Source organism: Brevundimonas sp. (assembly GCF_965227765.1).
In the GTDB taxonomy this organism is placed as follows: Bacteria; Pseudomonadota; Alphaproteobacteria; order Caulobacterales; family Caulobacteraceae; genus Brevundimonas.
Window position 1 is genome coordinate 1,579,859 of sequence record NZ_OZ245778.1, and the last position, 23,237, is coordinate 1,603,095.

Here is a 23,237-nt window from a genome sequence, read left to right on the forward strand (position 1 = left end):
CCGGAAGGCGGACAGAGGCCAAAAGGCCCGCCGCGCCAAGGGTCCGCGCGCCTATTCTTGCAAGGGCATGGAAACGCCAATGACGAACATACTGACACTGGTCTTCGCGGCCGGGGTCCTGGGGGTGCTGTATGGCGCCGTCCAGACCGCCGTGCTGATGAAAGCCGGCACCGGCAACGACAAGATGCGAGAGATCGCCGCCGCCATTCAGGAAGGCGCCTCGGCCTATCTGAAGCGGCAGTACGCCACCATCGGCATGGTCGGGGTCGTAATCCTGATCGCCGCCTATCTGCTGATCGGCGCCTATGCGGCCATCGGCTTCGTGGTTGGGGCCGTGCTTTCGGGCGCGGCGGGCTATGCCGGGATGCTGATCTCGGTGCGGGCCAATGTGCGGACGGCGCAGGCCGCTTCTGAGAGCCTGTCCAAGGGGTTGAACCTAGCGTTCCGTTCAGGCGCCATCACCGGGATGTTCGTGGCCGGCGGCGCGCTTTTGGGCGTGTCGGGCTATTACATCGTCCTGACCCAGCACCTGGGGCTGGAGCCGACGGGCCGTGAGGTCATCGACGGCCTGGTGGCCCTGGGCTTTGGCGCCTCGCTGATCTCCATCTTTGCGCGACTGGGCGGCGGCATCTTCACCAAGGGCGCCGACGTGGGCGGCGATATGGTGGGCAAGGTCGAGGCCGGCATCCCCGAGGATGACCCCCGGAACGCGGCGACCATCGCCGACAACGTGGGCGACAACGTCGGCGACTGCGCCGGCATGGCCGCCGACCTGTTCGAGACCTATGCGGTGACCACGGTCGCCACCATGGTGCTGGCGGCCATCTTCTTCCGCGGCCAGCCCTATGTGGACGTGATGATGGTCCTGCCGCTGGCGATCTGCGCCATCTGCATCGTCACCTCGATCATCGGGTCCTTCTTCGTCCGTCTGGGCAAGAGCCAGAACATCATGGGCGCCCTGTACCAGGGCCTGATCGTCACCGGCGTTCTGTCGATCGGCGCAGTCTGGTGGGTCATCGACAAGCTGATGACCGGCCCGGTCACGACCAACTCGGGTCTGGTCATCGAGCCGATGAACCTGTTCTGGTCAGGCGTCGTGGGTCTGGGCGTCACCGCCGCCATCGTGGTGGTGACGGAATACTATACCGGGTCGAACTTCCGCCCCGTGCGCTCGGTGGCCAACGCCTCGGTCTCGGGGCACGGCACCAACGTGATCCAGGGTCTGGCCGTGTCGCTGGAATCGACGGCGCTTCCGGCTCTGACGATCATCGTCGGCATCGTGGCTTCGTATCAGCTGGCGGGCCTGTTCGGCATCGCCATCGCCACCACGACCATGCTTGGCGTGGCCGGAATGATCGTGGCCCTGGACGCCTTTGGTCCGGTCACCGACAACGCCGGCGGCATCGCCGAGATGGCCGGGCTTCCGCCGGAAGTCCGCCATTCGACCGATGCCCTGGACGCCGTGGGCAACACCACCAAGGCCGTGACCAAGGGATACGCCATCGGTTCGGCGGGCCTGGGCGCGCTTGTGCTGTTCGCGGCCTATACCTCGGACCTGGCCTATTTCTCGGCCAACCCGGCGGACTATCCCTTCTTCGCCGGTATGGGTTCGGTGACCTTCGACCTGACCAACCCCTATGTCGTCGTCGGCCTGCTGTTCGGGGGGCTGCTGCCCTTCCTGTTCGGCGGCATGTCGATGATGGCGGTCGGTCGCGCGGCCGAATCGGTCGTCGAGGAGGTGCGTCGCCAGTTCCGCGAGAACCCGGGCATCATGACCTATCAGGTCAAGCCGGAGTACGGCCGGGCGGTCGACATCCTGACCAAGGCGGCGATCCGCGAGATGATCGTGCCTTCGCTGTTGCCGGTGCTGTCGCCGATCGTGCTGTTCGTCGCCATCATGATGATCTCGGACAAGGCCAACGCCTTTGCTTCGCTGGGCGCCATGCTGATGGGGGTGATCGTCACAGGCCTGTTCGTCGCCATCTCGATGACCTCGGGCGGCGGCGCGTGGGACAACGCCAAGAAGGTGATCGAAGAAGGCTTCACCGACAAGAACGGTGTCGTCCACGGCAAGGGCTCCGAGGCGCACAAGGCCGCGGTGACCGGCGATACGGTGGGCGATCCCTACAAGGACACCAGCGGTCCGGCGGTGAACCCGATGATCAAGATCACCAATATCGTGGCCCTGCTGCTGCTGGCGGTGCTGGCGAGCGGGAAGATCGTCTGATCTCAGGATCAGGCTGAAACGAAAGACGCCCCGGAGAGCGATCTCCGGGGCGTTCTTTTTATTCCTCCCCCAGGCGTAGCGCAGGGGGAGGGGGGACGGGGCATCAGTCCGGGCGGCGCTGGCCCTGGGTGTTTTCTTCGGTCCGGGGCAGCTGGCCGCGACCGACGTTGCCCAGGAGTTGTTCGATGATGGTCAGCTGGCGACCGCGCGTCGGCGTGGTGTTCGAGTTCATGGCCAGTTGCTCGCCGTCCTCGAGACCCAGGACACGGACGTTGGTGACCTTGCCGTCCGCCTTGTCGAAGGTGATTTCGGTGATGCTGCGCTGAGACACCTGAGCGCGGTTGTAGGTGTATTTCTCGGTCGTCTGGCTGATGTAGTACCAGACGTTGTCTTCGAATGTGGACCGCGCCGAGGGCGAGCCCAGCTTGGTCATCACGGTGTCGACGGTGTCTGTGCCGGCGACGATGTCGCGCGGGGCGACGTCGATGACTTGGAAGCCGTTCTTGCCGACCGTGGGCGCACAGGCCACGGCGGAACCCGCCAGGGCGGCGACGGCGAGAACGCGCAGCAGCGGAGAACGGGCTGCGGAAACGACGAAACGGTTCATGTTCGAGCGCCTGAAGGGAAACAAGGTCTTTGACCTAAACGTACACGCGTCCTACTTCAACGGCGCGGCGGAAAAGGGGCCGCTGATCATGCTGAAGACCCTGTTCAAGAAACGAACCGCCCAAGGCGTAGGCGACACCCTGTATGGGGCGGCGGTGGCACAGGCGCGCCAGGCCGCCTTCTATGCGCGGCTGGGCGTCGACGACCGTATCGATGCGCGATTCGAGCTCTACACCCTGCACGTCCTGCTGCTGATCCTGCGTCTGCGCGATGAGCCGGGCGAGCGCGGAGGCCAGGAACGGGGCGCCGAGGTCGGCCAGTCGCTGTTCGATGTCTATGTGTCGTCACTGGACCACGCCTTGCGCGAACTGGGCGTCGGCGACGTGTCGATGGCGCGCAAGATGCGCTCGCTGGGCGAGGCCCTGTATGGCCGCATGACCGCCTATGAGGCGCCGATCCGCGCCGGGGACGCCGAAAGCCTGGCCCAGGCCCTGGCTCGCAACGTCTATGCCGTCGAGGATTCGGCGACCGCTGCGCCCCTGGCCGATTATGCGTTGCGCGCGCGCGCGGCCCTGGCGGACCAGAGCTTCGACGCCCTATTGGCCGGACCCCAATGGCCGGAGATCATCGCATGACCCAGACCCTGCCCCTCAGCGAAACGGTTCGCATCAATGAGATCGGGGCCGGCCTGACCCGTCGGCTGGAGCCGGACGCGGCGACGCGCCAGAAGATCGCCCGCGCCCTGGACCTGGCGTCGCTGGACGCCTTCGCCGCCGACGTGACCTTGGCGCCCACCATGATCGGCTGGCGGCTGACCGGCCGTGTGACGGCCGAGGCGGTTCAGACCTGTGGTCTGACGCTGGAGCCCCTGCCGGTGTCGATCGACGAGCGATTCTCCATCGACCTGTCCGAGGCGGTCGAGCCCGAAGGCGACGAGGTCGACATCGATCTGGACGACAACGCCCCCGACGTGATCGAGGATGGCAAGGTCGACCTGGGTCAGTACGCCGTCGAGCAACTGGCGCTGAATCTGGATCCGTTCCCCCGCAAACCGGGCGCCGAGTTCGTTCAGCCCGAGGAACCGCGCGAGGTTTCGCCCTTCGCCGTATTGAAGTCACTTCGTCCGCCGAATGACGGCGAAGGCTGACGTACCGGACCTGCTGGTCGCGTCCTCCGCATTTGCATCCGTCCCGCGCCCTAGTATCGTGGACGACGGTATTTCGAACGACCCCCATGAGCGCCGCTGAACGGCGCCGGAGCTGATTTCCTTTGGCCACCCCAACCACCATCTCGCTTGACGCCATGGGCGGCGACCACGGTCCGTCCGTCGTCGTCGGCGGGGTCCGGGACTATATCCGCATCCATGGCGGCGACGGCGTTCGCTTTATCCTGCACGGTGACGAAACGGCCATCGCCGCCGAGATGGCGCGCTGCAAGCTGACGGCCGACACCTGCGAAATCCGCCATACCGACAAGGTCGTGGCCATGGACGAAAAGCCCGCCCAGGCCATGCGCCGGGGCAAGGGATCCAGCCTGTGGAACGCCATCGAGGCGGTGAAGACCGGCGAGGCGGGGGCTGTGGTCTCGGCCGGCAACACCGGCGCCCTGATGGCCATCGCCAAGCTGATCCTGCGCATGTCGGCGCCGGGCCTGGAGCGGCCCGCCATCGTCGCCAGCTGGCCCACGCTGAAGGGCGTGACGGCGGTGCTGGACGTCGGCGCCAATATCGAGAGCGACGCCGAACAACTGATCGAGTTCGCCATCATGGGCGAGGCCTTCCACGCCGCTGTGCACGGCGGCCAGAACGGCTCCGGCCGCCCGTCCATTGGCATCCTGAATGTCGGGTCCGAGGACGTGAAGGGCCATGAGGAGGTGCGCGAGGCGCATCAGATACTCAAGAACAACGCCCTGGACCTGAACTATCACGGCTTCGTCGAGGGCGACGACATCGCCAAGGGTACGGTCGACGTGGTCGTCACCGACGGCTTCACCGGCAATATCGCCCTGAAGACCGCCGAGGGCACGGCCCGCTTCATCTCGACCCTGTTGAAAGAGGCCCTGACGGCCAATCTTCAGTCCAAGCTGGGCGCCGTGATCGCCATGCCGGCGCTGAAGGCCATGAGCCGCAAGATCGACCCCAGCGCCATCAACGGCGGGCCTCTGCTGGGGCTGAACGGCATCGTCGTGAAAAGCCACGGCGGGGCCACCGCCAAAGGCTTCGGCAACGCCATCCGCATCGGTGTCGATCTGGCCCGCAGCGACTATATGGCCAAGGTGGGCGCCAACCTGGGTCGCCTGGGCGACGTCATGCACGCCGCACCCGCCGCCCAGACCGCCAATCCCGATCAGGTTTCCGGAGAAACCCTACAGTGAGCGTCATCCGTAGCGCCGTCACCGGCGTCGGCTCTTTCTTGCCGGAACAGGTGGTCACCAACGCCGATCTCGCCGATGTCGTCGACACGACCGACGAGTGGATCCGTGAGCGCACCGGCATCCATCAGCGCCACAAGGCGCGCGACGACCAGCCGACCAGCGACCTGGCGACCGAGGCCGCCCGGCGGGCTCTGGCCGATGCAGGCAGGACCCCGGCCGATGTCGATCTGATTATCGTGGCGACCACGACGCCGGACATGACCTTCCCGGCCACGGCCACCATCGTCCAGCGCAAGCTGGGCGTGCCGGTCGGCATCGCCTTCGACGTCCAGGCCGTCTGTTCGGGCTTCGTCTATGCGTTGAGCGTCGCCGACGGCTTCGTGGCGCGCGGCCATGCCAAATGCGCCCTGGTCATCGGCGCCGAGGAAATGACCCGGCTGATGGACTGGACCGACCGGACCACCTGCGTCCTGTTCGGCGACGGCGCCGGAGCCGTGGTGGTCGAGCCGCGCGAAGGGCAGGGGACTAAGGCCGATACCGGCCTGCTGGGCTTTGCGCTGCGCGCCGACGGGACCAAGACGGACCTGCTGTATGTCGACGGCGGCCCGGCGACGACGGGAACGGTCGGCCACCTGCGGATGCTGGGCAACCAGGTGTTCCGCCACGCCGTGGTCAATATCGCCGAGGCCATCACCGCCTGCTGCGCCGCCTCCAACATCGAGGTCGCCGACGTGGACTGGTTCGTGCCCCACCAGGCCAATCAGCGCATCATCAAGGGCGTCGGCGACCGGCTGGGCCTGGACGAGCACAAGGTGATCTCCACTGTTTCGATGCACGCCAACACCTCGGCCGCATCGATTCCGCTGGCGCTGGATGCGGCGATCCGCGACGGTCGGATCAAGCGCGGCGATCTGGTTCTGCTAGAGGCCATGGGCGGCGGCCTGACCTGGGGCGCCTGCGCCTTTAGACTCTAGGCGTGTTTTCTGGCCTTTGACTTCAATGCGGATTGTCGGTTTTATGATCGGCACCCGACACACAGGAGCGGACCTTTTGGGCGAACCGAGCACATTGACCCGCGCCGACCTCTGTGAGGCCGTGCACGAAGAGGTCGGCCTGTCGCGGCAGGAATGCTCGAGCCTGGTCGAGCGCACCCTGGAACTGATCGTCGAGTCGCTGGAACGCGGCGAGACGGTGAAACTGTCCGGGTTTGGCGTCTTTCAGGTGCGCGACAAGCGCGCCCGCATGGGCCGCAATCCCAAGACAGGCGAGCCGGCGGCGATTCATCCCCGCCGCGTCATCAGTTTCCGCGCCTCGCAGATCATGAAGTCCCGGGTTCACGGCGCCAGCGTCGAAGGCTGACGGCCATGGCCGCAAAGCCCGTCGTCAAAAGCCCCAACGCCTTTCGCACCATCTCCGAAGCCGCCGAATCGGTGGGCGCGCCCCAGCATGTGCTGCGGTTCTGGGAGACCCGGTTCGATTTCGTGACGCCGGTGAAACGGGCAGGGGGGCGACGATTTTATCGCCCGCAGGACATCGTGCTGCTGAAGGCTATCCGCCGACTGCTTCACGAAGAAGGCCTGACCATCAAGGGCGTGCAGCGCCTGCACAAGGAACAGGGTCTGGCCCGATTGGCCGCCTATGGCGATGCCGAGGCCGATTTCGCCATGGACGCTCCGGGTGCGGCCGAATCGCAGGCGACCTCGCCCCAGGCTTCCGTGCGGGCCCAGACGGCGGCGGCCAGACCCTCGCCGGTCCGTTTGCAGCAGATCCTGGCCGATCTGGAGGGGGCGCGGTCCCGCCTGGACGCCGTTCTGGCGCGTTGAGGCAGGGCTTTCGCCTCCTTGTTCGGATAATGTGTTTTTGGGTTTGCGGCGCGCGGGTCGCCCCGCTATACGACCGCCTCTCGGAGCGTGGCGCAGCCTGGTAGCGCACTTGACTGGGGGTCAAGGGGTCGCAGGTTCGAATCCTGTCGCTCCGACCATCTTCCGCAAAGAAGACGGTTGGTTGAAGGGGTCGCCTCAGGGCGGCCCCTTTGCAATTGGGCCACTTGCCAATCCCGCCCGGCCCAGTCCAGATCAGCCCGAGCCCCTTACGGAGATGAATCCTGATGCGTCTGGTTGCAGTGTCGGGCAGCCTGAGAGCGGCCTCTTACAACACCGCCCTGTTGCGGGCGGCGCAGACGATGGCGCCTGACGATGTCGAGATGATTGAGGCGTCGATCCGAGACATTCCCCTGTATGACGGCGACCTAGAGCGCGATCAGGGCCTGCCCCAGGCCGTGGTGGCGCTGAAGGACCTGATCGCCGATTGCGACGGCCTGCTGCTGTTCACGCCCGAGTACAACAGCGGCATTCCTGGGGTGTTCAAGAACGCCATCGACTGGCTCAGTCGCCCCGCATCGGACATCGAGCGGGTGTTCGGCGGACGGCCGGTCGCGGTTCTGGGCGCCTCGCCCGGGCCGCTGGGGACGGCGATGAGCCAGGCGGCCTGGCTTCCGGTGCTGCGGACCCTGGGCACGGCGCCCTGGTTCGGCGGGCGACTGATGGTCCCCCAGGCGGCTGCGGCTTTTGACGCCGAAGGAAACCTGACCGACCCGGACACCCGTCGGCGTCTGACCCGATTCGTCGCCGGATTTTCCGACCATTGTCGAACAGTGGCGCGGCCTGGATAGGCTGCATCACGCCGTTGGGGGCCGTCCCCTATTTAGCGCGCCAGCTCCGGCCTTCGGCCCAGGACAGCAGCGGCAGCAGGGGCACGCCCCAGGCCGTGCCGGCGATGCCATAGAAGAGCAGGTGGATCAGCGGATGGTCGGGCAGGCGCGCGCCGATGGCGATCACGGCCCAGACATAGGCGGCCAGAAAGACCAGCACGCCGAGACTGGCGATGGCCCGACGCAGGCGCAGGTTGGGGGCTTTGGCGTTCATCGCTTGGTCCGAAACAGATAGTAGGCCAGCAGGGTGACGGCGGCGCCGACCAGGGACCAGACCACCCACATCCAGTCGTCCATCGTCAGGATGGCGAACACCCGGATGACCAGGAACCAGCCGCAGGCCGCGCCGACGCCGGCGACCAGGGCCGCGCCGCCGAAGCCGCGTCGTCCGCCCAGCTGGTCGGTAATCCAGGCGATGGCCAGGACGCCGACCACGGCGATGGCGATGTCGGCGTATTCCACGACCCGGTTCCTCCAACGATGTTTGGTCCCGCCGCGATGACGCAGAGGGAAATCCGACTTTGATCTTGCCGCACGGGGCGGGCATACCGCCACCTCGCGCCGCGATCCTGGCGGACGCGATAGTGTAACCGTCAGGACGGCAGGCGTCGAATGAACCGTTTCGCTTCTCCAGACCAGAGCCGAGCTGTCGCCATCTGGCTGTTCGCCTGCGCCGCCATCGTCTTTGCGATGGTCGTGATCGGCGGCGTCACCCGGCTGACGGGGTCCGGCCTGTCGATCACCGAGTGGAAGCCGATCATGGGCGCCCTGCCGCCGATGAACGCCGCCGCCTGGGCCGAGGCCTTCGAGAAGTACAAGGCCATCCCCCAGTACGCCCAGGTCAATGCGGGCATGAGCCTGTCGGAGTTCCAGGGCATCTTCTGGTGGGAGTGGGGGCACCGGCTGGTCGGGCGGCTGATCGGCGTGGTCTTCGCCTTGCCGTTCCTGGCCTTCCTGATCCTGCGCCGCATTCCGCGCCGACTGGTCTGGCGCTGCGCCATCCTGTTGGCCATGGGCGGGCTGCAGGGGGTCATCGGCTGGTGGATGGTGACCAGCGGGCTGAGCGAGCGGGTCGACGTGGCGCCCGAGCGGCTGACGGTCCACCTGGGGCTGGCGCTGCTGATCTTCGCCGGCCTGATCTGGACCGGGCTGGAGGCCTGGGCCGGGCAGGAGCTGTCGCGCTCTCCCGCCGGGTGGAGCCGGGGCGCCGCCATCCTGTGGGGCGCGGTCTTCATCCAGTGCCTGCTGGGCGGCTTGGTCGCCGGAGCCAAGGCTGGGTACGTCTATACCGACTGGCCGCTGATGAACGGGGGCTTCTTCCCGCCGGCGGATTGGGGCAAGGGCGCGATCGCCTTCCTGCATGATCAGGCCCTGGTGCAGTTCAATCACCGGATCTGGGCCTATGGCCTGCTGATCGGCGGCACGGTCTATGCCGTCCAGGCCTGGCGCTGGCGGCTGGCCGAGGGGCTTGGCACGGCGGCCTTCGTGGTCGCGGCGGCCCTGTGGCTTCAGGCGGCGCTGGGAATCGTGACCCTGATCCACGCCGTGCCTCTGTGGCTGGGCGGGCTGCATCAGGCCGGGGCGGCCGTGGTTCTGTTGCTGGTCACGGCCAACCTGTGGCTGGTGCGCCGGTCACAACCGAGACTGTTTATGTCGGGTCCAAGGTTCTGATCAGGGGTCTTTTATGCGGTATTTTAATACCGCGCATAGAAAGTCGTTCTATTTCAGCAGTATAGGGCGATTTAGACGCGTCGTGCTGCATTGACGCCCGCCTTCCTGTCCTCTATCAGCGCGCCTTCCGTTCGTTCCGGCATCCTGTCGTGACGGGCCATCCGTTTCGTCATCCCGAAGGACCACCGACATGCTGAAGAGCACCACGGTCGCGCTCAAGCCGGCTGACGTCGACAAGAAGTGGATCCACATCGACGCCGAAGGCGTCGTCGTGGGCCGTCTCGCGACGTTCATCGCCATGCGCCTGCGCGGCAAACACCTGCCGACCTACACCCCCCACGTTGACCTGGGCGACTATGTCGTCGTGACCAACGTCGACAAGGTGGTGTTCACCGGCAAGAAGAACACCGACAAGATCTACTATCGCCACACCGGCCACCCGGGCGGCGTCAAGTCGACGACCCCCGAGAAGGTTCTGGGCGGTCGCTTCCCCGAGCGCGTGATGGAAAAAGCCGTCGAGCGCATGATGCCCAAGGAAAGCCCGCTGGCTCGCCTGCAGATGACGCACCTGCGCCTGTTCGCCGGCGCCGCGCACGACCACGAAGCTCAACAGCCGACGACGATCGACTTCGCCGGCCGTTCGGCCAAGAACACCCGGAGCGCCTAAGCATGACCGACGTGACGCAAGACGCCCCCACCGGCTTTGACGCCCTGAAGGGCCTCGCCGCCGACAACGGCTACGACAACTCCGCTCCGGTCTATGTCCAGAAGCTGGACGCGCAAGGCCGCGCCTATTCGACCGGCAAGCGCAAGAACGCGATCGCCCGCGTCTGGGTGAAGCCCGGCACCGGCAAGATCACCATCAACGGCAAGGATCAGCTGCAGTATTTCGCTCGCGAAATCCTGCGCATGATGATCGCACAGCCGCTGGTCGTCACCGGTCGTGAAACCCAGTTCGACGTGGTCTGCACGGTCGAGGGCTCGGGCCTGTCGGGTCAAGCCGGCGCGATCCGCCATGGCCTGTCGCACGCCCTGACGCACTATGAACCGGCTCTGCGCCCGGTCCTGAAGCCGCACGGCTTCCTGACCCGCGACAGCCGCGTCGTCGAGCGCAAGAAGTACGGCCGCGCGAAAGCTCGCAAGTCCTTCCAGTTCTCGAAGCGCTAGTCGCAACCGCGACTTGGATTACGAAGGGGCGCTTCGGGGAAACCCGGAGCGCCTTTTTTCTTGGGATTCGACCATGACCCACACGATCTTCATCGACGGCGAGGCCGGCACCACGGGCCTCGAGATCCTTGAGCGGCTGGAGGCGCGTTCCGATCTGGAGCTGATCCTGCTGGGCGAGCGCAGGCGCGACAACGACGCGCGGCGCGAGGCGCTGAACGCGGCGGATGCGGTGATCCTGTGCCTGCCCGACGATGCGGCCCGGGAAGCCGTGTCGATGATCGACAACACGACGACGCGGGTCATCGACGCCTCGACGGCCTTCCGTGTCGCGGACGGCTGGACCTATGGCTTCGCCGAGATGGATGCGGGCCAGCGGGCCGCCATCGCGGCGTCGACCCGGGTCAGCAATCCGGGCTGCTATCCGACCGGTTTCATCGGCCTGATGCGACCACTAGTGGCGGCGGGGATCGTACCGAAGGACTGGCCGGTGACGGTCAATGCGGTGTCGGGATACTCGGGCGGCGGCAAGGCCATGATCGCCGAGTTCGAGGGGGCTGAACCCGCGTCACCCTTCCGCGCCTATGGGCTGAGCCTGCATCACAAGCATGTGCCCGAGATGACCAGGCACACCGGCCTGAGCCGCGACGTGCTGTTCGCTCCGGCGGTCGCGAACTATCGCCAGGGGATGCTGGTAGAGGTTCCGCTGCACCTGTCGGCCCTGCCCAATCCGACCTCCATTGAGGTCATCCACGGCGCCCTGGTCGAGGCCTATGCCGGCCAGAGGTTCGTCGAGGTCGCCGACCTGGAAGCCACCGAGGCCATGGCCGGCGTCGAGCCCGAGGGGCTGAACGGCACCAACCGGATGCGGCTGCATGTGTTCGGCGACCGCAACGGCGGTCAGGCCCGGCTGGTCGCTCTGCTGGACAATCTGGGCAAGGGCGCCTCGGGCGCGGCGGTGCAGAACCTCAACATCATGCTGGGCCTGGACGAGGGTGCGGGTCTGAGCTGAGGTCTGCCGTCTTTCGTCATTCCGCGCGAAGGCGCGCTGCGCCGCAGACCCGGAACGTGGCGGCGCGCGCGAGCGCGAACCTGTCGCGCATGGTATTGCTGACACATCACCTTCGCTACGCTTCGGCGCCGCCTCGTTCCGGGTCTCCGCTTCGCTACGCCCGGAATGACGAAAGCGTGGTTTGAAACCGATCGGGTCTGGCCGACGTATGTAGGTCATGACCCAGGTTTCTGAACGGCCGATCATAATCCCCCGCCGCACCCTGCTGATGGCGGGGGGCGCTCTGGCCATCGCCGCCTGTTCCAGAACCGCACGGGCGGATGAGGGGCAGTACGCGTCCTCGCCTGTGCGAGCTCTGACCGACGCCCAGTGGCGCGAGCGGTTGCCACGGGCCAGCTATGACGTGCTGCGCCACGAACATACGGAACGGCCCTTCACCAGCCCGCTGAACGACGAACACCGGGCGGGCACCTTCGTCTGTCGCGGGTGCGAGCTGCCGCTGTTCCTGTCGGGGTGGAAGTTCGATTCAGGCACGGGCTGGCCCAGCTTCTTCCAGGTTAACCCGGCCAATATCGGCACGAAACGCGACCTGGCCATCGGGTTTCCGCGCACGGAATATCACTGCGCCCGCTGCCTGGGGCACCAGGGCCATGTGTTCGACGATGGGCCGCGCCCGACAGGCAAACGCTATTGCAACAACGGCGTCGCCCTGAGTTTCAGGCCGGGTTGAGTCAGGCTCCGCGCGCCCGGAGCGCCGACTGGATCGTCACGCCGGTCATGACGGCGCCGATGATCACCAGAAGCCCATAGTCGTGGCCGCTCCAGAACAGGGGGATGGCGGCGAACAGGATCACCAGCGTGGGGAAGATGCTGGCCCAGGCGGCGGTCGCGGGCGTGTCGAGGCTGATCATCGGCGGGGTCACGCGGTTCATGCGGCGCGCCATGAAGGCGTTGCCGAACACGAAGGTGATAACGCAGACCAAGCCGATGATCGGATATTTGATCGCTCCGCCCGGCGCGCCGAACAGGGCCGCCGTGGCGATGAGCAGAAGCAGGGCCACGCCGGTTGAGACGGCCAGCAGCAGATTGGGTTCGAGACGGTTCAAGACTTCACTTTCACATAGGCGCCGGGGGCCGGCTCGATGGGCTTGAGCGGCCCAGTCTTCGGATCGCGGGCGGCGATCCAGTCGCCCGACTTGTCATGCAGCCAGTTCGCCCAGTGTGGCCACCAACTGCCGGGATGCTCAGCTGCCGCCGCCTGCCATTCGGCAAGGGTCGCGGGCAGGGCGTCGTGGGTCCAGTGCTGGTATTTGTTGGCGCTGGGCGGGTTGATGACCCCGGCGATATGGCCCGAGCCGGCCAGGGTCAGGGTCACGGCTGCGTTCGAGAAGGCGCGGGCCGAGCGATAAACCGAGTTCATCGGCGCGATGTGATCCTCTCGGCTGGCCTGGAAATAGAGGGGGATGGTGACCTTCGACAGATCGACGGTCAGGCCCCCGATCTCGAACTCGCCCTTGGACAGGCGGTTCTGGCCGTACATCGAGCGCAGATAGTCGAGGTGCAGGCGTTTGGGCATCCGCGTCTGATCGGCGTTCCAGAACAGCAGGTCGAAGGCGGCCGGCGACTTGCCCATCAGATAGTTGCTGACGAAGAAGGACCAGATCAGGTCGTTGGCGCGGAGCGCGTTGAATGTCTCGGCCATGGCCGCGCCGGGCAGGACGCCGCCGGCCGCGTCCATCTGTTGCTCGACCTCGCTCAGCCAGTGCTCGTCGGTGAACAGCAACAGGTCGCCCGCCTCGGCGAAGTCGTGCTGGGCGGCGAAGAAGGTGGTGGCGGCGACGCGCTTGTCCTTTTTCGCAGCCATGTGCGCCAGGGCCGCGCCCATCAGGGTGCCGCCGATGCAGTAGCCGACCGTGTTCAGGGTCTTTGAGCCCGATTGCTCCAGCGCCTTCTCGACTGCGCGATAGATGCCTTTTTCGAGATAGTCGTCGAAGCCGAACTCAGCCTTGTCCTTGTCCGGATTGACCCAGGAACAGACGAAGACGGTGAAGCCCTGGGCCGACAGCCAGCGGATCAGCGAGTTCTCCGGCTGCAGGTCCATGATGTAGAATTTGTTGATCCACGGCGGGAAGATCAGCAGGGGGATGGCGCGCTGCTGGTCCGTGGCGGCGTCAAACTGGATCAGTTCGAACAGTTCGTCGCGCCACACGACCTGGCCCGGCGCGGTGGCGACGTTTTCCCCGACGACGAACTTGCCATAGTCGGCCTGGCTGATCTGCAGCTTGCCCATGCCGCGTTCCAGATCAGCGGCGAAGTTCTGCATTCCCTTGACCAGGGATTCGCCGTTGGTCTCGGCCATGGCCTTTAGGGCGACGGGGTTGGAGGCCAGGAAGTTCGATGGCGAAAACGCGTCGGTCAGCAGCTTGGTGAAGAACTCTGCCCGGCGCTTGGTCAGGGGCTCGACGTCCTCGGCCGAGGCGATCAGGCCGTTCATCCAGTCGGATGTGACCAGATAGGACTGGCGCATGACGTCGAACATCGGGTTCTCGGACCAGGCCGGGTCCTTGAAGCGCTTGTCCTTCGAAGGCGCGGCGGCGGGTTCGTCACCGGCGGCTCTGCGGGTCGTGGAAGCCCACAGATCCATATAGCGGTTGAACAGGTCGGCCTGGGCGCTGAATAGCTTGTCCGGGCGCGAGGCCAGGCTGGTCATGACGCTGGTCATGGCCGGGCCGACGTTGAAGGGGTCTGGCGACAGGGCGGCGGGTCGGTCCGCCTGGGACAGGGCAGCCTCGGCGATGGCCGACTGGGCCGTCATGGCCGCCTTGGCGATGTTGAGGGACAGGGTTTCCAGCATCTGGCGCTGATCGGCGCCCATGGTGAAGGCGGCGGGGACTTCTGTCGCGACCGGTGCGGGTTCTGGCGCGGGAGCCGGTTGCGGCGCGGGCTTGGCTTCCACGCGAGGGGGAGGCGGGGACTTTGCGACCCTGGCCTTGACGGGTTTGGGCGCCGGTTTGTCCTCGACCGGGGCGGCCGCCTTGGCTGCACGAGGCTTGGCCGAGGTCGGGCGACCGGCCTTTCGGGGACCGATCATGGGCGGCGGTGGCACGGTCGGGCGCTTGGCCATGGGCTGTCCTTGGAGCGTTTCGCGGCGTCCGATGTGTTCGCCGCCTTCCGCCTGTCGCGATCATGGCATATGACCGACCCTGAAATGAACGCGCGCCTTGTGAAAAAGATGAAGGCCGGCCCGATCGCTGCGGCGACCTGCGCCATGCTGGCGGGCTGTGCGGGCGGGTTCAGCGCCGAAACGGACTCCCTGTCGCCCGTCGCGCCGCGCGTTCAGGCCATGGTGGACGCCAATCGCGCCTATCCGCGCTGGGAAGACTTCCCGCCGGCGCCGACGAATCTGCCGCCCCCGGCGCAGTTGGCGGAGCGGGTGAACACCCTGGACGCCGCCGGCAGCGAAGCGGCCCAGGCGGCGGCGCGAATCGAATGGACCCTGGGCGACGCCGCCGAGTTCGAGCGTGGCGTGGCCAGCAGGATCGAAGCCCAGCGCATCGCCCCGGTCACCGCCCTGACCGGCGCAGCCATCGACGCCTATGCTCAGACCCTGCGCGACCGAGCCAAGGCCCCGCCGCCCATCGATCGGCGCGACTGACGCGCGACACGGATCGCCCTTGCGGCAGAATCCGAGGATGATCGCCGCATGGAGACAATGACCATGGCCGACACGGCTTCGCCCGGCTTCTCGGCCTCATCCTTTTCCTCATCACTGGCCGCCGACGCGGCGCAGGTGACGGAGCTGGCCGCCATCGCCAGCTGGACCCAGATCGGTCGAGGCGATGAGAGGAACGCCGACCAACTGGCCGTCGACGCCATGCGGACGGCGTTGAACGCGCTCGACATCGACGGTCGCATCGTCATCGGCGAGGGCGAGCGGGACGAGGCGCCCATGCTCTATATCGGCGAAAAGGTCGGCACGGGCCAAGGCCCCGCCATCGACATCGCCCTGGACCCGCTGGAAGGCACCACCCTGACGGCCAAGGCCATGCCGGGCGCCCTGTGCGTACTGTCCATGTCGGCGGGCGGCGGGATGCTGCACGCGCCTGACACCTATATGGACAAGATCGCCATCGGCCCCGGCTATGCGCCCGGCACGGTCGATCTGGATATGGCGCCCGCCGACAACGTGCGCTCCCTGGCCTCGGCCAAGGGCGTGCGGCCCCACGACATCACCGTCTGCGTCATGGACCGCCCGCGCCACGCCGAGCTGATCGCCGCCCTGCGTGAGGTCGGCGCCAAGGTCATGCTGATCACCGACGGGGACGTCGCGGGGGTAATCCATACGGCCGAGCCGGAAACCGGCATCGACCTGTATCTGGGCTCGGGCGGGGCGCCGGAGGGGGTGTTGGCGGCCTCGGCGCTGAAATGCGTTGGCGGGCATTTCCAGGGACGGCTGATCTTCCGCAACGACGACGAGCGCGCGCGGGCCAGCCGCACCGGGGTCACCGATTTCGACCGCAAGTACGACCTGCACGAACTGGTCTCCAAGGACGCGGTCTTCGCCGCAACCGGCGTGACCAAGGGGGCGATGCTGGACGGAGTGACGATCAAGGACGGCTTTGTCTCGACCCACACCCTGGTGATGGATTCCTCGACCCGCACGGTGCGTCGCATCCGCATGACCCGGCCGATCTGAGATGGCGGACGGCGCGAACCCTCGTGGTGAGTTGATCGACGGCGGCGTGGCCGACTTCCTCGATGTCGCGCGATCCCTGTCCGGCCGGGCCTGGCGGCAGCGTCCGGCCGAGCCGTCCCTGGTCCGCGCCCATATGCAGGCCTTGGGCCTGGACGAGCCCCTGGCCCGCGCCCTGGCCTCGCGCGGGGTCCAGGCAGACCAGGGCGCGGACTTCCTGACGCCGACGCTGAAGGCGCTGTTTCCCGATCCGTCCAGCTTCATGGACATGGACGCCGCGGCGACGGCCATCATCGACGCGCTACAGGCCACGGCCAGCATCCATGTGTTCGCCGACTATGACGTGGACGGCGCTTCCAGCGCGGCGCTTCTGGTGCGCTGGTTCCGGGCCATGGGGGCGGAACTGCCCATCTACGTCCCCGACCGGATCACCGAGGGCTATGGCCCCAGCGCGAAGGCTTTCGACACCCTGAAGGCCTCGGGCGCCGATCTGGTCATCACCGTGGACTGCGGGGCGGCGGCGAATGAGGCGGTGGCCCATGCGGGCGAGATCGGTCTGAATGTCGTGGTCATCGACCACCACATGATGCGCGAACAGCCGCCGCAATGCCTGGCCGTGGTCAACCCCAACCGGCCCGGCGATACGTCCGGTCAGGGCAATCTGGCGGCGGCGGGGGTGGTCTTCGTCCTGCTGGCGGCGCTGAACCGAGAGGCGAGGGCGCGAGGCCTGTTCGAGGGGCAGGCTCAGCCCGATATCCGCCAGTGGCTGGATCTGGCCGCCATGGGCGCCATCTGCGACGTGACCGGCCTGACAGGCTTCAACCGGGCGCTGACGGGTCTGGGATTGGGCGTCATGTCGGCCTGGGGCAATCCGGGGCTGAAGGCCCTGCTGGCCGCCGCCGGGGCCGAAGAAGGTCCCGCCAAGTCGAATCACGCGGGCTTCATCCTGGGGCCGCGCATCAACGCGGGCGGACGGATCGGCAAGTCGGACCTGGGCGCGCGCCTGCTGTCCACCGACGACGCGGCAGAGGCCCGGATGCTGGCGGCCGAGCTGGACGCCCTGAACATCGCCCGTCGCGAGGTCGAGCGCGAGGTCACGGAACAGGCCCAGAGGCGGGTCGAGGCGACCGGCGCCCATGCCGACGGCTCGGCCGTCGTCGTGGTGGCGGGCGAGGACTGGCATCCCGGCGTGGTGGGGATCGTCGCCGGGCGTCTGCGCGAGCGCTGGCGCAAGCCCGTCATCGTCATCGGCGTGGATGCGGTGAACGGCGTAGGCAAGGGCTCGGGCCGGTCCCAGCCCGGCATGAACCTGGGCCGAGCGATCCAGGCGGCCTGGAACGAGGGCGTGCTGATGGCCGGGGGCGGTCATGCCATGGCGGCGGGGCTGACGGTCAAGGCGGACCGCATCGACGCCCTGCGTGATTTCCTCAACGAACGACTGGCCGGAGAACAGGCTGAGGCCGAGGCGATAGACCTGGTCGAGGTCGACGCCCTGGTCGAGCCGGGATCGGCGACGCGGGCGCTGTTCGAGGCGTTCGAGAAACTGGCCCCCTTTGGCCCGGCCAACCCCGAGCCCCTGTTCGCCCTGTCCGGAGTGCAGGCGCGTGAGCCCGTGGCCATGAACGGCGGCCATGTGCGTTGCCGACTGGTCGGACCTGACGGCGCCTCGGTCAAAGCCATAGCCTGGCGCTGCGCCGACCTGCCTTCGGGCAAGGCGCTTCTGGCCGGGCAGGGGGGACTGATGGTCGCAGGACGGTTGAAGGCCGACGACTGGAACGGCCGCAGGGGCGTGCAATTCGAGATCGAGGACGTCGCCGATCCGCGTATGGCGAAATAGCGGAACTTCCTCCGACTTTGATGTTGCGCCGCCGAAAATCGCCCGCTATATCGCCGGCTCTCGCGCAGCGGTCCCTTCGTCTATCGGTTAGGACGTCAGGTTTTCAACCTGAAGAGAGGGGTTCGACTCCCCTAGGGACTGCCACGCGGAACTCCCCCAAAATCTAGATTTTGCGGCGTCTGCATCAGGCGTCGAAGCATGGCGCGCGCGTGTGCTGATCGCCATTTGGGCGCCGGTTCAGACGATCCGTGCGCACCGCGGCGGCTTGGCACGGCTTTTTCGCAACAGCCGTGCGGACATTGTGCTTGAAACGCTCATTTTTGTCTTTCCTGCCATTCACAGAACCATGGTAAATGGCCCGTCCGTCAGGGGAAGGCGGTGGGGGAAGATGCTGTGTCTGATTACGAGGGGCTGGAGGCGCCGGACGTGCTCCGGATCACCGGCCGGGTGAAGTGGTTCGACGCGGGCAAGGGCTATGGCTTCATCGTGCCCGACGATCCCGCGCGCACCGACATGAAGGACGTGCTGCTGCACATCTCGAGCCTGCGCGACAGCAGCCACGAGACGGCGGGCGAGGGCGCGCCGATCATCTGTGACTGTGTGCGGCGGCCCAAGGGCTGGCAGGTGTTGCAGGTCCACGACCTGGGCCAGGGCGAGACGCCCGCCGCGCCGCCGCGCCGCACAGGCTATGACGCCATGAGATCGGACGGCCGAGGTCTGGAATCGACCGCCGAAAGCCCGTCGACGGACGACGGCCAGTTCGAGCCTGCCACGGTCAAATGGTTCAATCGCACCAAGGGCTACGGTTTCGTGGTGCGCGAGGGCGATCCAGGCGATATCTTCGTTCACATCGAGACCCTGCGTCGCTTTGGCCTGGACGATCTTGTCCCGGGTGAAACGGTCAGGGTCCTGTTCGCCGATGGCCCCAAGGGCCTGGTGGTCGCGCAAATCAAACCGGGCGGCTGAACAGCGCGTCCGACAAGGGACGAGGCACTGTCATGTCATTCACGCGCCGTTTGCTGCTCTCCGGTCTGTTCCTGGCTCTGGCCGGTTGTGCCCAGGGCATGGACAAGCCTGTCGACGCTACGGGACGCCCGCTGGAGGCCCTGAGCGTGGTCACGGCCAGCGGTACGCATGAGTTCATGGTCGAGATCGCCGACACGGATGAACTGCGTCAGCGCGGCCTGATGTTCCGCCCGCCGCTGGAAGACGACCGCGGGATGCTGTTCGAGTTCCCGACCTCGCGCGAACAGAGCTTCTGGATGCGCAATACGCCCAGCTCGTTGGACATCATCTATATCGCCCCGAACGGTCGCATCGTTTCGATCGCCAGCCACGCCACGCCGTTTTCCGAAGCGCAGATTCCGTCGAACGGCCCCGCCAACGGCGTCTTGGAACTCAGGGCCGGCCGGGCCGAGGAAATCGGCGCCAAGGCGGGCGATATGGTGCGGCACGACTTCTTCAAACCGTAAAATTCTTCCGCTGATCGCGGTTCGCGTTTGCGGTGCAGCGTCGAGTGTGCCAAATCCCGCCGCCGGAGTGTAGCGCAGCCTGGTAGCGCATCTGGTTTGGGACCAGAGGGTCGGAGGTTCGAATCCTCTCACTCCGACCATTGTCTTAAGTGGCTACCGCTCGACGCCGGGCGCCTCGCTACTTGAGCCAAGGTTTTTGTTGGCGGCTACCGCTCGCGCCGCGGGCGCTTGCTGCTTGAGCCGCGGGGTCTCCCGCTAGCCCGAGTTTTGCCATGCTGGCCCGCATCTATCGCCCCGCCAAGACCGCCATGCAGTCGGGCAAGGCCAAGTCCAGGGACTGGCGGCTGGAGTTCGAACCCGCCTCGGCGCGAACCATCGACCCTCTGATGGGCTGGACCAGCTCGACCGACATGAACGGTCAGGTCCGCCTGAATTTCGAGACCAAGGAAGAGGCGGTCGCCTATGCCGATCGCCACGGCATCCCCTTCCGCCTGCACGAGCCCCAGGATCCGCCGCTGATCCTCAAGGCCTATGCCGACAACTTCGCCACCAACCGCAAGCAGTCCTGGACGCACTGACGTCGAGGTGCGGCTAACGCTCGCCGCGCGGCGGCTCTCTGCTTGAGCCGCGCTGGATGCCGCACTGGATTCGGGCAACAGCGCGGGTTGTGGCGCGCGTCGTCGGTGCGCTAGGTGAGACCTCAGGCGCCCATAGCTCAACCGGATAGAGCACCCGCCTTCTAAGCGGGATGTTGCAGGTTCGAGTCCTGCTGGGCGCGCCATCCCTTCGACAGGAGCCACCATGGCCGAAATCCGCAATCAGGTTCTGCAAGGTCGGTTGAAGCTGGACGGCAAGACCTTCATCGACTGCGAGTTCAAGAACGCCCAGCTGATCTATCAGGGCGGGCAGCAGCCCTCGTTCCAGAACTGCCGCTTCACCCAGAGCCGGTTCGAGTTCGAGGGCGAGGCCGCCAACACCGTCAACTTCCTGCGCGGGATGCTGAACCCACAGAGCAATATGCGGCCCTTCGTGGTCGGCATGATGCCCGAGGTCGGCCCGAACTAAGCCGCGCTAGAGGGCCGCGCGCCAGGCGGCCAGTCCGACGTCCAGATCCGCGATCAGGTCGGCCGGGTCTTCAAGGCCGACGTGGAAACGCAGCAACTCTCCGGCCAGGACGGGGGGCTGCTGGCGGCGTGTCAGCTGGATGGTCTCGTGGGTGGCCAGGCTTTCGAATCCGCCCCATGAATAGCCGAGCCCGAACAGGGAAAGACTGTCGAGGAAGGCGTGCGCCGATGGGGCGTTCCCGCCCTTCATCACCAGGCCGAACAGGCTGGCGGCGCCGGTGAAGTCGCGCTTCCACAGCTTATGGCCCGGGTCGCCGGGCAGGGGCGGGTAGAGGACGGAAGCGACCTCGGGCCGGGCTTGCAGCCATTCGGCGACCGTCAGGGCCGAGCGCGCCTGTTCGGCATAGCGCAGCGGCAGGGTGCGGATGCCGCGCAGCGACAGCCAGGCGTCATCGGGCGAGACGTGCCAGCCCATGTCGTCGAGCGATCCCTGCAGGGCGCGGCCGATCGAATCATCGGTCACGGCCATGGATCCGATCAGCACGTCCGAGTGGCCGGAGATGTATTTGGTCACCGCCTGGATGCTGACATCTACGCCGTGCGCCAGCGGCCGGAAGGCCAGGCCCGAGCCCCAGGTATTGTCCATCACCGTCTTCACGCCGCGTGCGCGGGCGGCCGAGGCCAGGACCGGGACGTCGGTCATCTCAAAGGTCAGGGAGGCTGGCGCTTCGATCAGCAGCAGTTTTGTCCGCTCGCCGAACATGGCGACGATCTCGTCCACGCCGGCGTCAGCGCGGTGATAGCGGACCGACACGCCGCGTGGCTCGAGCCAGCGCGACAGGAACCGGCGGCTGGGGCCATAGACGGCGTCCGAGGCGATGACCTCGTCGCCCGGCCGGGTCAGGGTCATGATGGGGATGGTGACGGCCGCCAAGCCGGAGGACACAAGCCAGGCCTCGGTCCCGCCCTCCAGGTCGGCGATGGCCGACCGCAGCGCGCGCGCGGCGCTGGTGCCTTCGATGCCATAGGTCGGGCCTTCGGCAGGATCATTCATGACCGCGCAGCTGTCGCTCAGCATGGTCGAGGCGCGTTCGATCGGGGGATTGACGGGGCGGCGCCCCTGGCCACGGCGGGTGGCGCCGGAGATCAGGCGGGTACGGTCGGAAAGCGGCGTCTTCACGGTCTGGGGAGGCCTCGGCGGGTTGCGAACAGGCGTCTAAAGGCCTCTAAAGCGGCGGTGGCGCAAGTGCAGACGGAACAGGGCGCGATGCGAACCAGAATGTTCAGAGGATTCTCCGCGCGGATAGGGCTGTCGGGCGTCGCACCGGTGCTGGCTCTGGCGCTGGTTCTGGCCGGATGCGGATCGGGCGGCGATGAGGATCGCGCCGAGGTCGAGGCGCCCGTCAGCGCCGTCGCGACGGCCCCAGATGAGCCGGTCGAGAGCCCGACGCTGATTGCGGTGAAGCGGCGCGGCTATCTGAACTGCGGGGTGCACGAAGGGCTGGTTGGGTTCGCCTATACGGACAACCGGGGTGAGTGGCGCGGCTTCGACGTCGACTTCTGCAAGGTCATGGCTGCCGCCATCTTCGGCGAGGCGAACCGGGTGCGATTCGTGCCCCTGACCGCCGACAATCGTTATGACGCCCTGGCCTCGGGCCGGGTCGACGTGCTGTGGCGCAACAGTTCGTGGACGATGGAGCGGGACACAGGCGGCCGGTTCACCTTTGCAGGCGTCAACTATTACGACGGTCAGGGCTTCATGGTGCGCCGGTCCCTGGCCCTCAACAGCGCCGCCGAATTGAACGGCGCGCGGGTATGCGTCGCGCAGGGATCGACCAGCGCCCTCAACGCCGCCGACTATTTCCGGGCGCGGGGCATTGAATACACCCCCGTCGTCCTGCCGACCGAAGAGGCTGCCCGCAACGCCTATGCGCGCGAGGATTGCGACGCCTTCAGCGCCGACATCTCTGCCCTGGCCGCGGCGCGAACCACCCTGGGAAGCCCGCAGCAGCACGCCATCCTGGCCGATGTGGTGTCCAAGGAACCGCTGGGACCGGTCGTGCGTCGGGGGGATGAAGGCTGGACCGCCCTGGTCCGCTGGACGCTGAACGCCGTCGTTCTGGCCGAGGAACTGGGCGTGACCCGCGCCAATGTGAAGGCCCAGGAAGCCGACGCTGCCGATCCGCGCATCCGTCGCCTGCTGGGCGTCGAGGGCGAGTTCGGACCTCGGCTGGGCCTGTCCAAGACCTGGGCGCGCGACGCGATCGCGGAGGTCGGAAACTACGGCGAGATCTTCGACCGCAATCTGGGTGCGCAATCTGCGCTCGACCTGACGCGCGGGTTGAATGCACAATGGAACGCTCGACCGGCAGGGCTGATCTACGGCCTGCCGATCCGCTGACACCAGA

General features: G+C 66.8%; 27 protein-coding genes and 4 tRNA genes. 25 read left to right on the forward strand and 6 right to left on the reverse strand.

Going from position 1 to position 23,237, the window contains the following annotated elements:
- Nucleotides 1-79: 79 nt before the first annotated feature.
- The gene (locus tag ACO05L_RS07560) at nt 80-2,227 is read left to right on the forward strand and encodes a sodium-translocating pyrophosphatase (protein WP_421731544.1); all 2,148 of its coding nucleotides are present in this window, start codon (nt 80-82) and stop codon (nt 2,225-2,227) included.
- Between the two features lie 103 nt (nt 2,228-2,330).
- Here the strand turns inward: ACO05L_RS07560 and ACO05L_RS07565 are convergent, their stop codons facing one another.
- Nucleotides 2,331-2,834, reverse strand: coding sequence for an outer membrane protein assembly factor BamE (locus ACO05L_RS07565; RefSeq protein WP_421731545.1), 504 nt, complete (start codon nt 2,832-2,834; stop codon nt 2,331-2,333).
- Here ACO05L_RS07565 and ACO05L_RS07570 point away from each other — a divergent pair.
- The 8 genes from ACO05L_RS07570 to ACO05L_RS07605 all read left to right on the forward strand — a co-directional run bounded on the left by ACO05L_RS07570 (nt 2,833) and on the right by ACO05L_RS07605 (nt 7,877).
- The gene (locus ACO05L_RS07570) at nt 2,833-3,468 is read left to right on the forward strand and encodes a ubiquinol-cytochrome C chaperone family protein (RefSeq protein ID WP_421731546.1); all 636 of its coding nucleotides are present in this window, start codon (nt 2,833-2,835) and stop codon (nt 3,466-3,468) included. The genes ACO05L_RS07565 and ACO05L_RS07570 overlap by 2 nt on opposite strands.
- Nucleotides 3,465-3,980 (forward strand): YceD family protein, encoded by a 516-nt coding sequence (locus ACO05L_RS07575; RefSeq protein WP_421731547.1) that lies wholly within the window; start codon nt 3,465-3,467, stop codon nt 3,978-3,980. The genes ACO05L_RS07570 and ACO05L_RS07575 overlap by 4 nt, the downstream gene beginning before the upstream one ends.
- Nucleotides 3,981-4,135: 155 nt before the next feature.
- Entirely contained in the window at nt 4,136-5,206 is a 1,071-nt protein-coding gene (gene plsX / locus ACO05L_RS07580) for a phosphate acyltransferase PlsX (RefSeq protein ID WP_421731654.1), read from the forward strand.
- Nucleotides 5,203-6,180: a beta-ketoacyl-ACP synthase III gene (locus ACO05L_RS07585; protein WP_421731548.1), complete on the forward strand. Its 978-nt coding sequence runs from the start codon at nt 5,203-5,205 to the stop codon at nt 6,178-6,180. Before plsX ends, ACO05L_RS07585 begins: the two co-directional genes overlap by 4 nt.
- A 43-nt stretch (nt 6,181-6,223) precedes the next feature.
- The gene (locus ACO05L_RS07590) at nt 6,224-6,565 is read left to right on the forward strand and encodes an integration host factor subunit alpha (RefSeq protein ID WP_421731549.1); all 342 of its coding nucleotides are present in this window, start codon (nt 6,224-6,226) and stop codon (nt 6,563-6,565) included.
- Between the two features lie 5 nt (nt 6,566-6,570).
- On the forward strand, nt 6,571-7,029 hold the full coding sequence (locus ACO05L_RS07595) for a MerR family transcriptional regulator (protein ID WP_421731550.1): 459 nt from the start codon (nt 6,571-6,573) through the stop codon (nt 7,027-7,029).
- 81 nt (nt 7,030-7,110) lie between these two features.
- Nucleotides 7,111-7,187: transfer RNA gene (locus ACO05L_RS07600), tRNA-Pro, on the forward strand.
- 126 nt (nt 7,188-7,313) lie between these two features.
- Nucleotides 7,314-7,877, forward strand: a complete 564-nt coding sequence (locus ACO05L_RS07605) for an NADPH-dependent FMN reductase (RefSeq protein WP_421731551.1) — start codon at nt 7,314-7,316, stop codon at nt 7,875-7,877.
- Nucleotides 7,878-7,905: 28 nt separating this feature from the next.
- On the opposite strand, the gene ACO05L_RS07610 is transcribed toward ACO05L_RS07605, so the two are convergent.
- Together ACO05L_RS07610 and ACO05L_RS07615 are read right to left on the reverse strand one after the other, a co-directional pair.
- Complete coding sequence (locus ACO05L_RS07610; protein ID WP_421731552.1) at nt 7,906-8,130, reverse strand: DUF2842 domain-containing protein; 225 nt, start codon at nt 8,128-8,130, stop codon at nt 7,906-7,908.
- On the reverse strand, nt 8,127-8,378 hold the full coding sequence (locus ACO05L_RS07615; protein WP_421731553.1) for a transglycosylase: 252 nt from the start codon (nt 8,376-8,378) through the stop codon (nt 8,127-8,129). Before ACO05L_RS07615 ends, ACO05L_RS07610 begins: the two co-directional genes overlap by 4 nt.
- Before the next feature lie 150 nt (nt 8,379-8,528).
- Here ACO05L_RS07615 and ACO05L_RS07620 point away from each other — a divergent pair, with 150 nt between their 5' ends.
- The 5 genes from ACO05L_RS07620 to msrB all read left to right on the forward strand — a co-directional run bounded on the left by ACO05L_RS07620 (nt 8,529) and on the right by msrB (nt 12,493).
- On the forward strand, nt 8,529-9,587 hold the full coding sequence (locus tag ACO05L_RS07620; RefSeq protein WP_421731554.1) for a COX15/CtaA family protein: 1,059 nt from the start codon (nt 8,529-8,531) through the stop codon (nt 9,585-9,587).
- 190 nt (nt 9,588-9,777) lie between these two features.
- The gene (rplM, locus tag ACO05L_RS07625; RefSeq protein ID WP_421731555.1) at nt 9,778-10,254 is read left to right on the forward strand and encodes a 50S ribosomal protein L13; all 477 of its coding nucleotides are present in this window, start codon (nt 9,778-9,780) and stop codon (nt 10,252-10,254) included.
- Nucleotides 10,255-10,256: 2 nt separating this feature from the next.
- Nucleotides 10,257-10,754 carry a 30S ribosomal protein S9 gene (rpsI, locus tag ACO05L_RS07630; RefSeq protein ID WP_421731556.1) on the forward strand — a complete coding sequence of 166 codons (498 nt, stop codon included), beginning with the start codon at nt 10,257-10,259 and terminating at the stop codon, nt 10,752-10,754.
- A gap of 73 nt (nt 10,755-10,827) precedes the next feature.
- Complete coding sequence (argC, locus tag ACO05L_RS07635) at nt 10,828-11,763, forward strand: N-acetyl-gamma-glutamyl-phosphate reductase (RefSeq protein ID WP_421731557.1); 936 nt, start codon at nt 10,828-10,830, stop codon at nt 11,761-11,763.
- 217 nt (nt 11,764-11,980) lie between these two features.
- A complete protein-coding gene (gene msrB / locus ACO05L_RS07640) occupies nt 11,981-12,493 on the forward strand; it encodes a peptide-methionine (R)-S-oxide reductase MsrB (RefSeq protein WP_421731558.1) in 513 nt (170 codons plus the stop codon).
- 1 nt (nt 12,494) lies between these two features.
- Here msrB and ACO05L_RS07645 read toward each other — a convergent pair whose 3' ends face one another.
- Together ACO05L_RS07645 and phaC are read right to left on the reverse strand one after the other, a co-directional pair.
- Nucleotides 12,495-12,869, reverse strand: a complete 375-nt coding sequence (locus ACO05L_RS07645) for a hypothetical protein (protein WP_421731559.1) — start codon at nt 12,867-12,869, stop codon at nt 12,495-12,497.
- On the reverse strand, nt 12,866-14,887 hold the full coding sequence (phaC, locus tag ACO05L_RS07650; RefSeq protein WP_421731560.1) for a class I poly(R)-hydroxyalkanoic acid synthase: 2,022 nt from the start codon (nt 14,885-14,887) through the stop codon (nt 12,866-12,868). The genes ACO05L_RS07645 and phaC overlap by 4 nt, the downstream gene beginning before the upstream one ends.
- An 84-nt stretch (nt 14,888-14,971) precedes the next feature.
- Between phaC and ACO05L_RS07655 the strand changes: the two genes are divergently transcribed.
- The 10 genes from ACO05L_RS07655 (at nt 14,972) to ACO05L_RS07700 (ending at nt 20,830) form a co-directional block, all read left to right on the forward strand.
- Entirely contained in the window at nt 14,972-15,418 is a 447-nt protein-coding gene (locus tag ACO05L_RS07655) for a hypothetical protein (RefSeq protein ID WP_421731561.1), read from the forward strand.
- A 63-nt stretch (nt 15,419-15,481) separates the two neighbouring features.
- Nucleotides 15,482-16,459 (forward strand): class II fructose-bisphosphatase, encoded by a 978-nt coding sequence (gene glpX, locus ACO05L_RS07660; protein ID WP_421731562.1) that lies wholly within the window; start codon nt 15,482-15,484, stop codon nt 16,457-16,459.
- 1 nt (nt 16,460) lies between these two features.
- Complete coding sequence (recJ, locus tag ACO05L_RS07665; protein WP_421731563.1) at nt 16,461-18,293, forward strand: single-stranded-DNA-specific exonuclease RecJ; 1,833 nt, start codon at nt 16,461-16,463, stop codon at nt 18,291-18,293.
- A gap of 69 nt (nt 18,294-18,362) precedes the next feature.
- Nucleotides 18,363-18,437: transfer RNA gene (locus ACO05L_RS07670), tRNA-Glu, on the forward strand.
- A gap of 249 nt (nt 18,438-18,686) precedes the next feature.
- Entirely contained in the window at nt 18,687-19,259 is a 573-nt protein-coding gene (locus tag ACO05L_RS07675) for a cold-shock protein (RefSeq protein ID WP_421731564.1), read from the forward strand.
- A gap of 32 nt (nt 19,260-19,291) precedes the next feature.
- A complete protein-coding gene (locus tag ACO05L_RS07680) occupies nt 19,292-19,765 on the forward strand; it encodes a DUF192 domain-containing protein (RefSeq protein ID WP_421731565.1) in 474 nt (157 codons plus the stop codon).
- 63 nt (nt 19,766-19,828) lie between these two features.
- Nucleotides 19,829-19,905, forward strand: a tRNA-Pro gene (locus ACO05L_RS07685).
- A gap of 132 nt (nt 19,906-20,037) precedes the next feature.
- Nucleotides 20,038-20,343 (forward strand): ETC complex I subunit, encoded by a 306-nt coding sequence (locus tag ACO05L_RS07690; protein ID WP_421731566.1) that lies wholly within the window; start codon nt 20,038-20,040, stop codon nt 20,341-20,343.
- Nucleotides 20,344-20,469: 126 nt separating this feature from the next.
- A tRNA-Arg gene (locus tag ACO05L_RS07695) sits at nt 20,470-20,546 on the forward strand.
- Between the two features lie 20 nt (nt 20,547-20,566).
- The gene (locus ACO05L_RS07700) at nt 20,567-20,830 is read left to right on the forward strand and encodes a hypothetical protein (protein ID WP_421731567.1); all 264 of its coding nucleotides are present in this window, start codon (nt 20,567-20,569) and stop codon (nt 20,828-20,830) included.
- A gap of 6 nt (nt 20,831-20,836) precedes the next feature.
- On the opposite strand, the gene metC is transcribed toward ACO05L_RS07700, so the two are convergent.
- On the reverse strand, nt 20,837-22,009 hold the full coding sequence (gene metC / locus ACO05L_RS07705; protein ID WP_421731568.1) for a cystathionine beta-lyase: 1,173 nt from the start codon (nt 22,007-22,009) through the stop codon (nt 20,837-20,839).
- Between the two features lie 99 nt (nt 22,010-22,108).
- Between metC and ACO05L_RS07710 the strand changes: the two genes are divergently transcribed.
- Nucleotides 22,109-23,230 (forward strand): amino acid ABC transporter substrate-binding protein, encoded by a 1,122-nt coding sequence (locus ACO05L_RS07710; protein WP_421731569.1) that lies wholly within the window; start codon nt 22,109-22,111, stop codon nt 23,228-23,230.
- Nucleotides 23,231-23,237 lie beyond the last annotated feature (7 nt).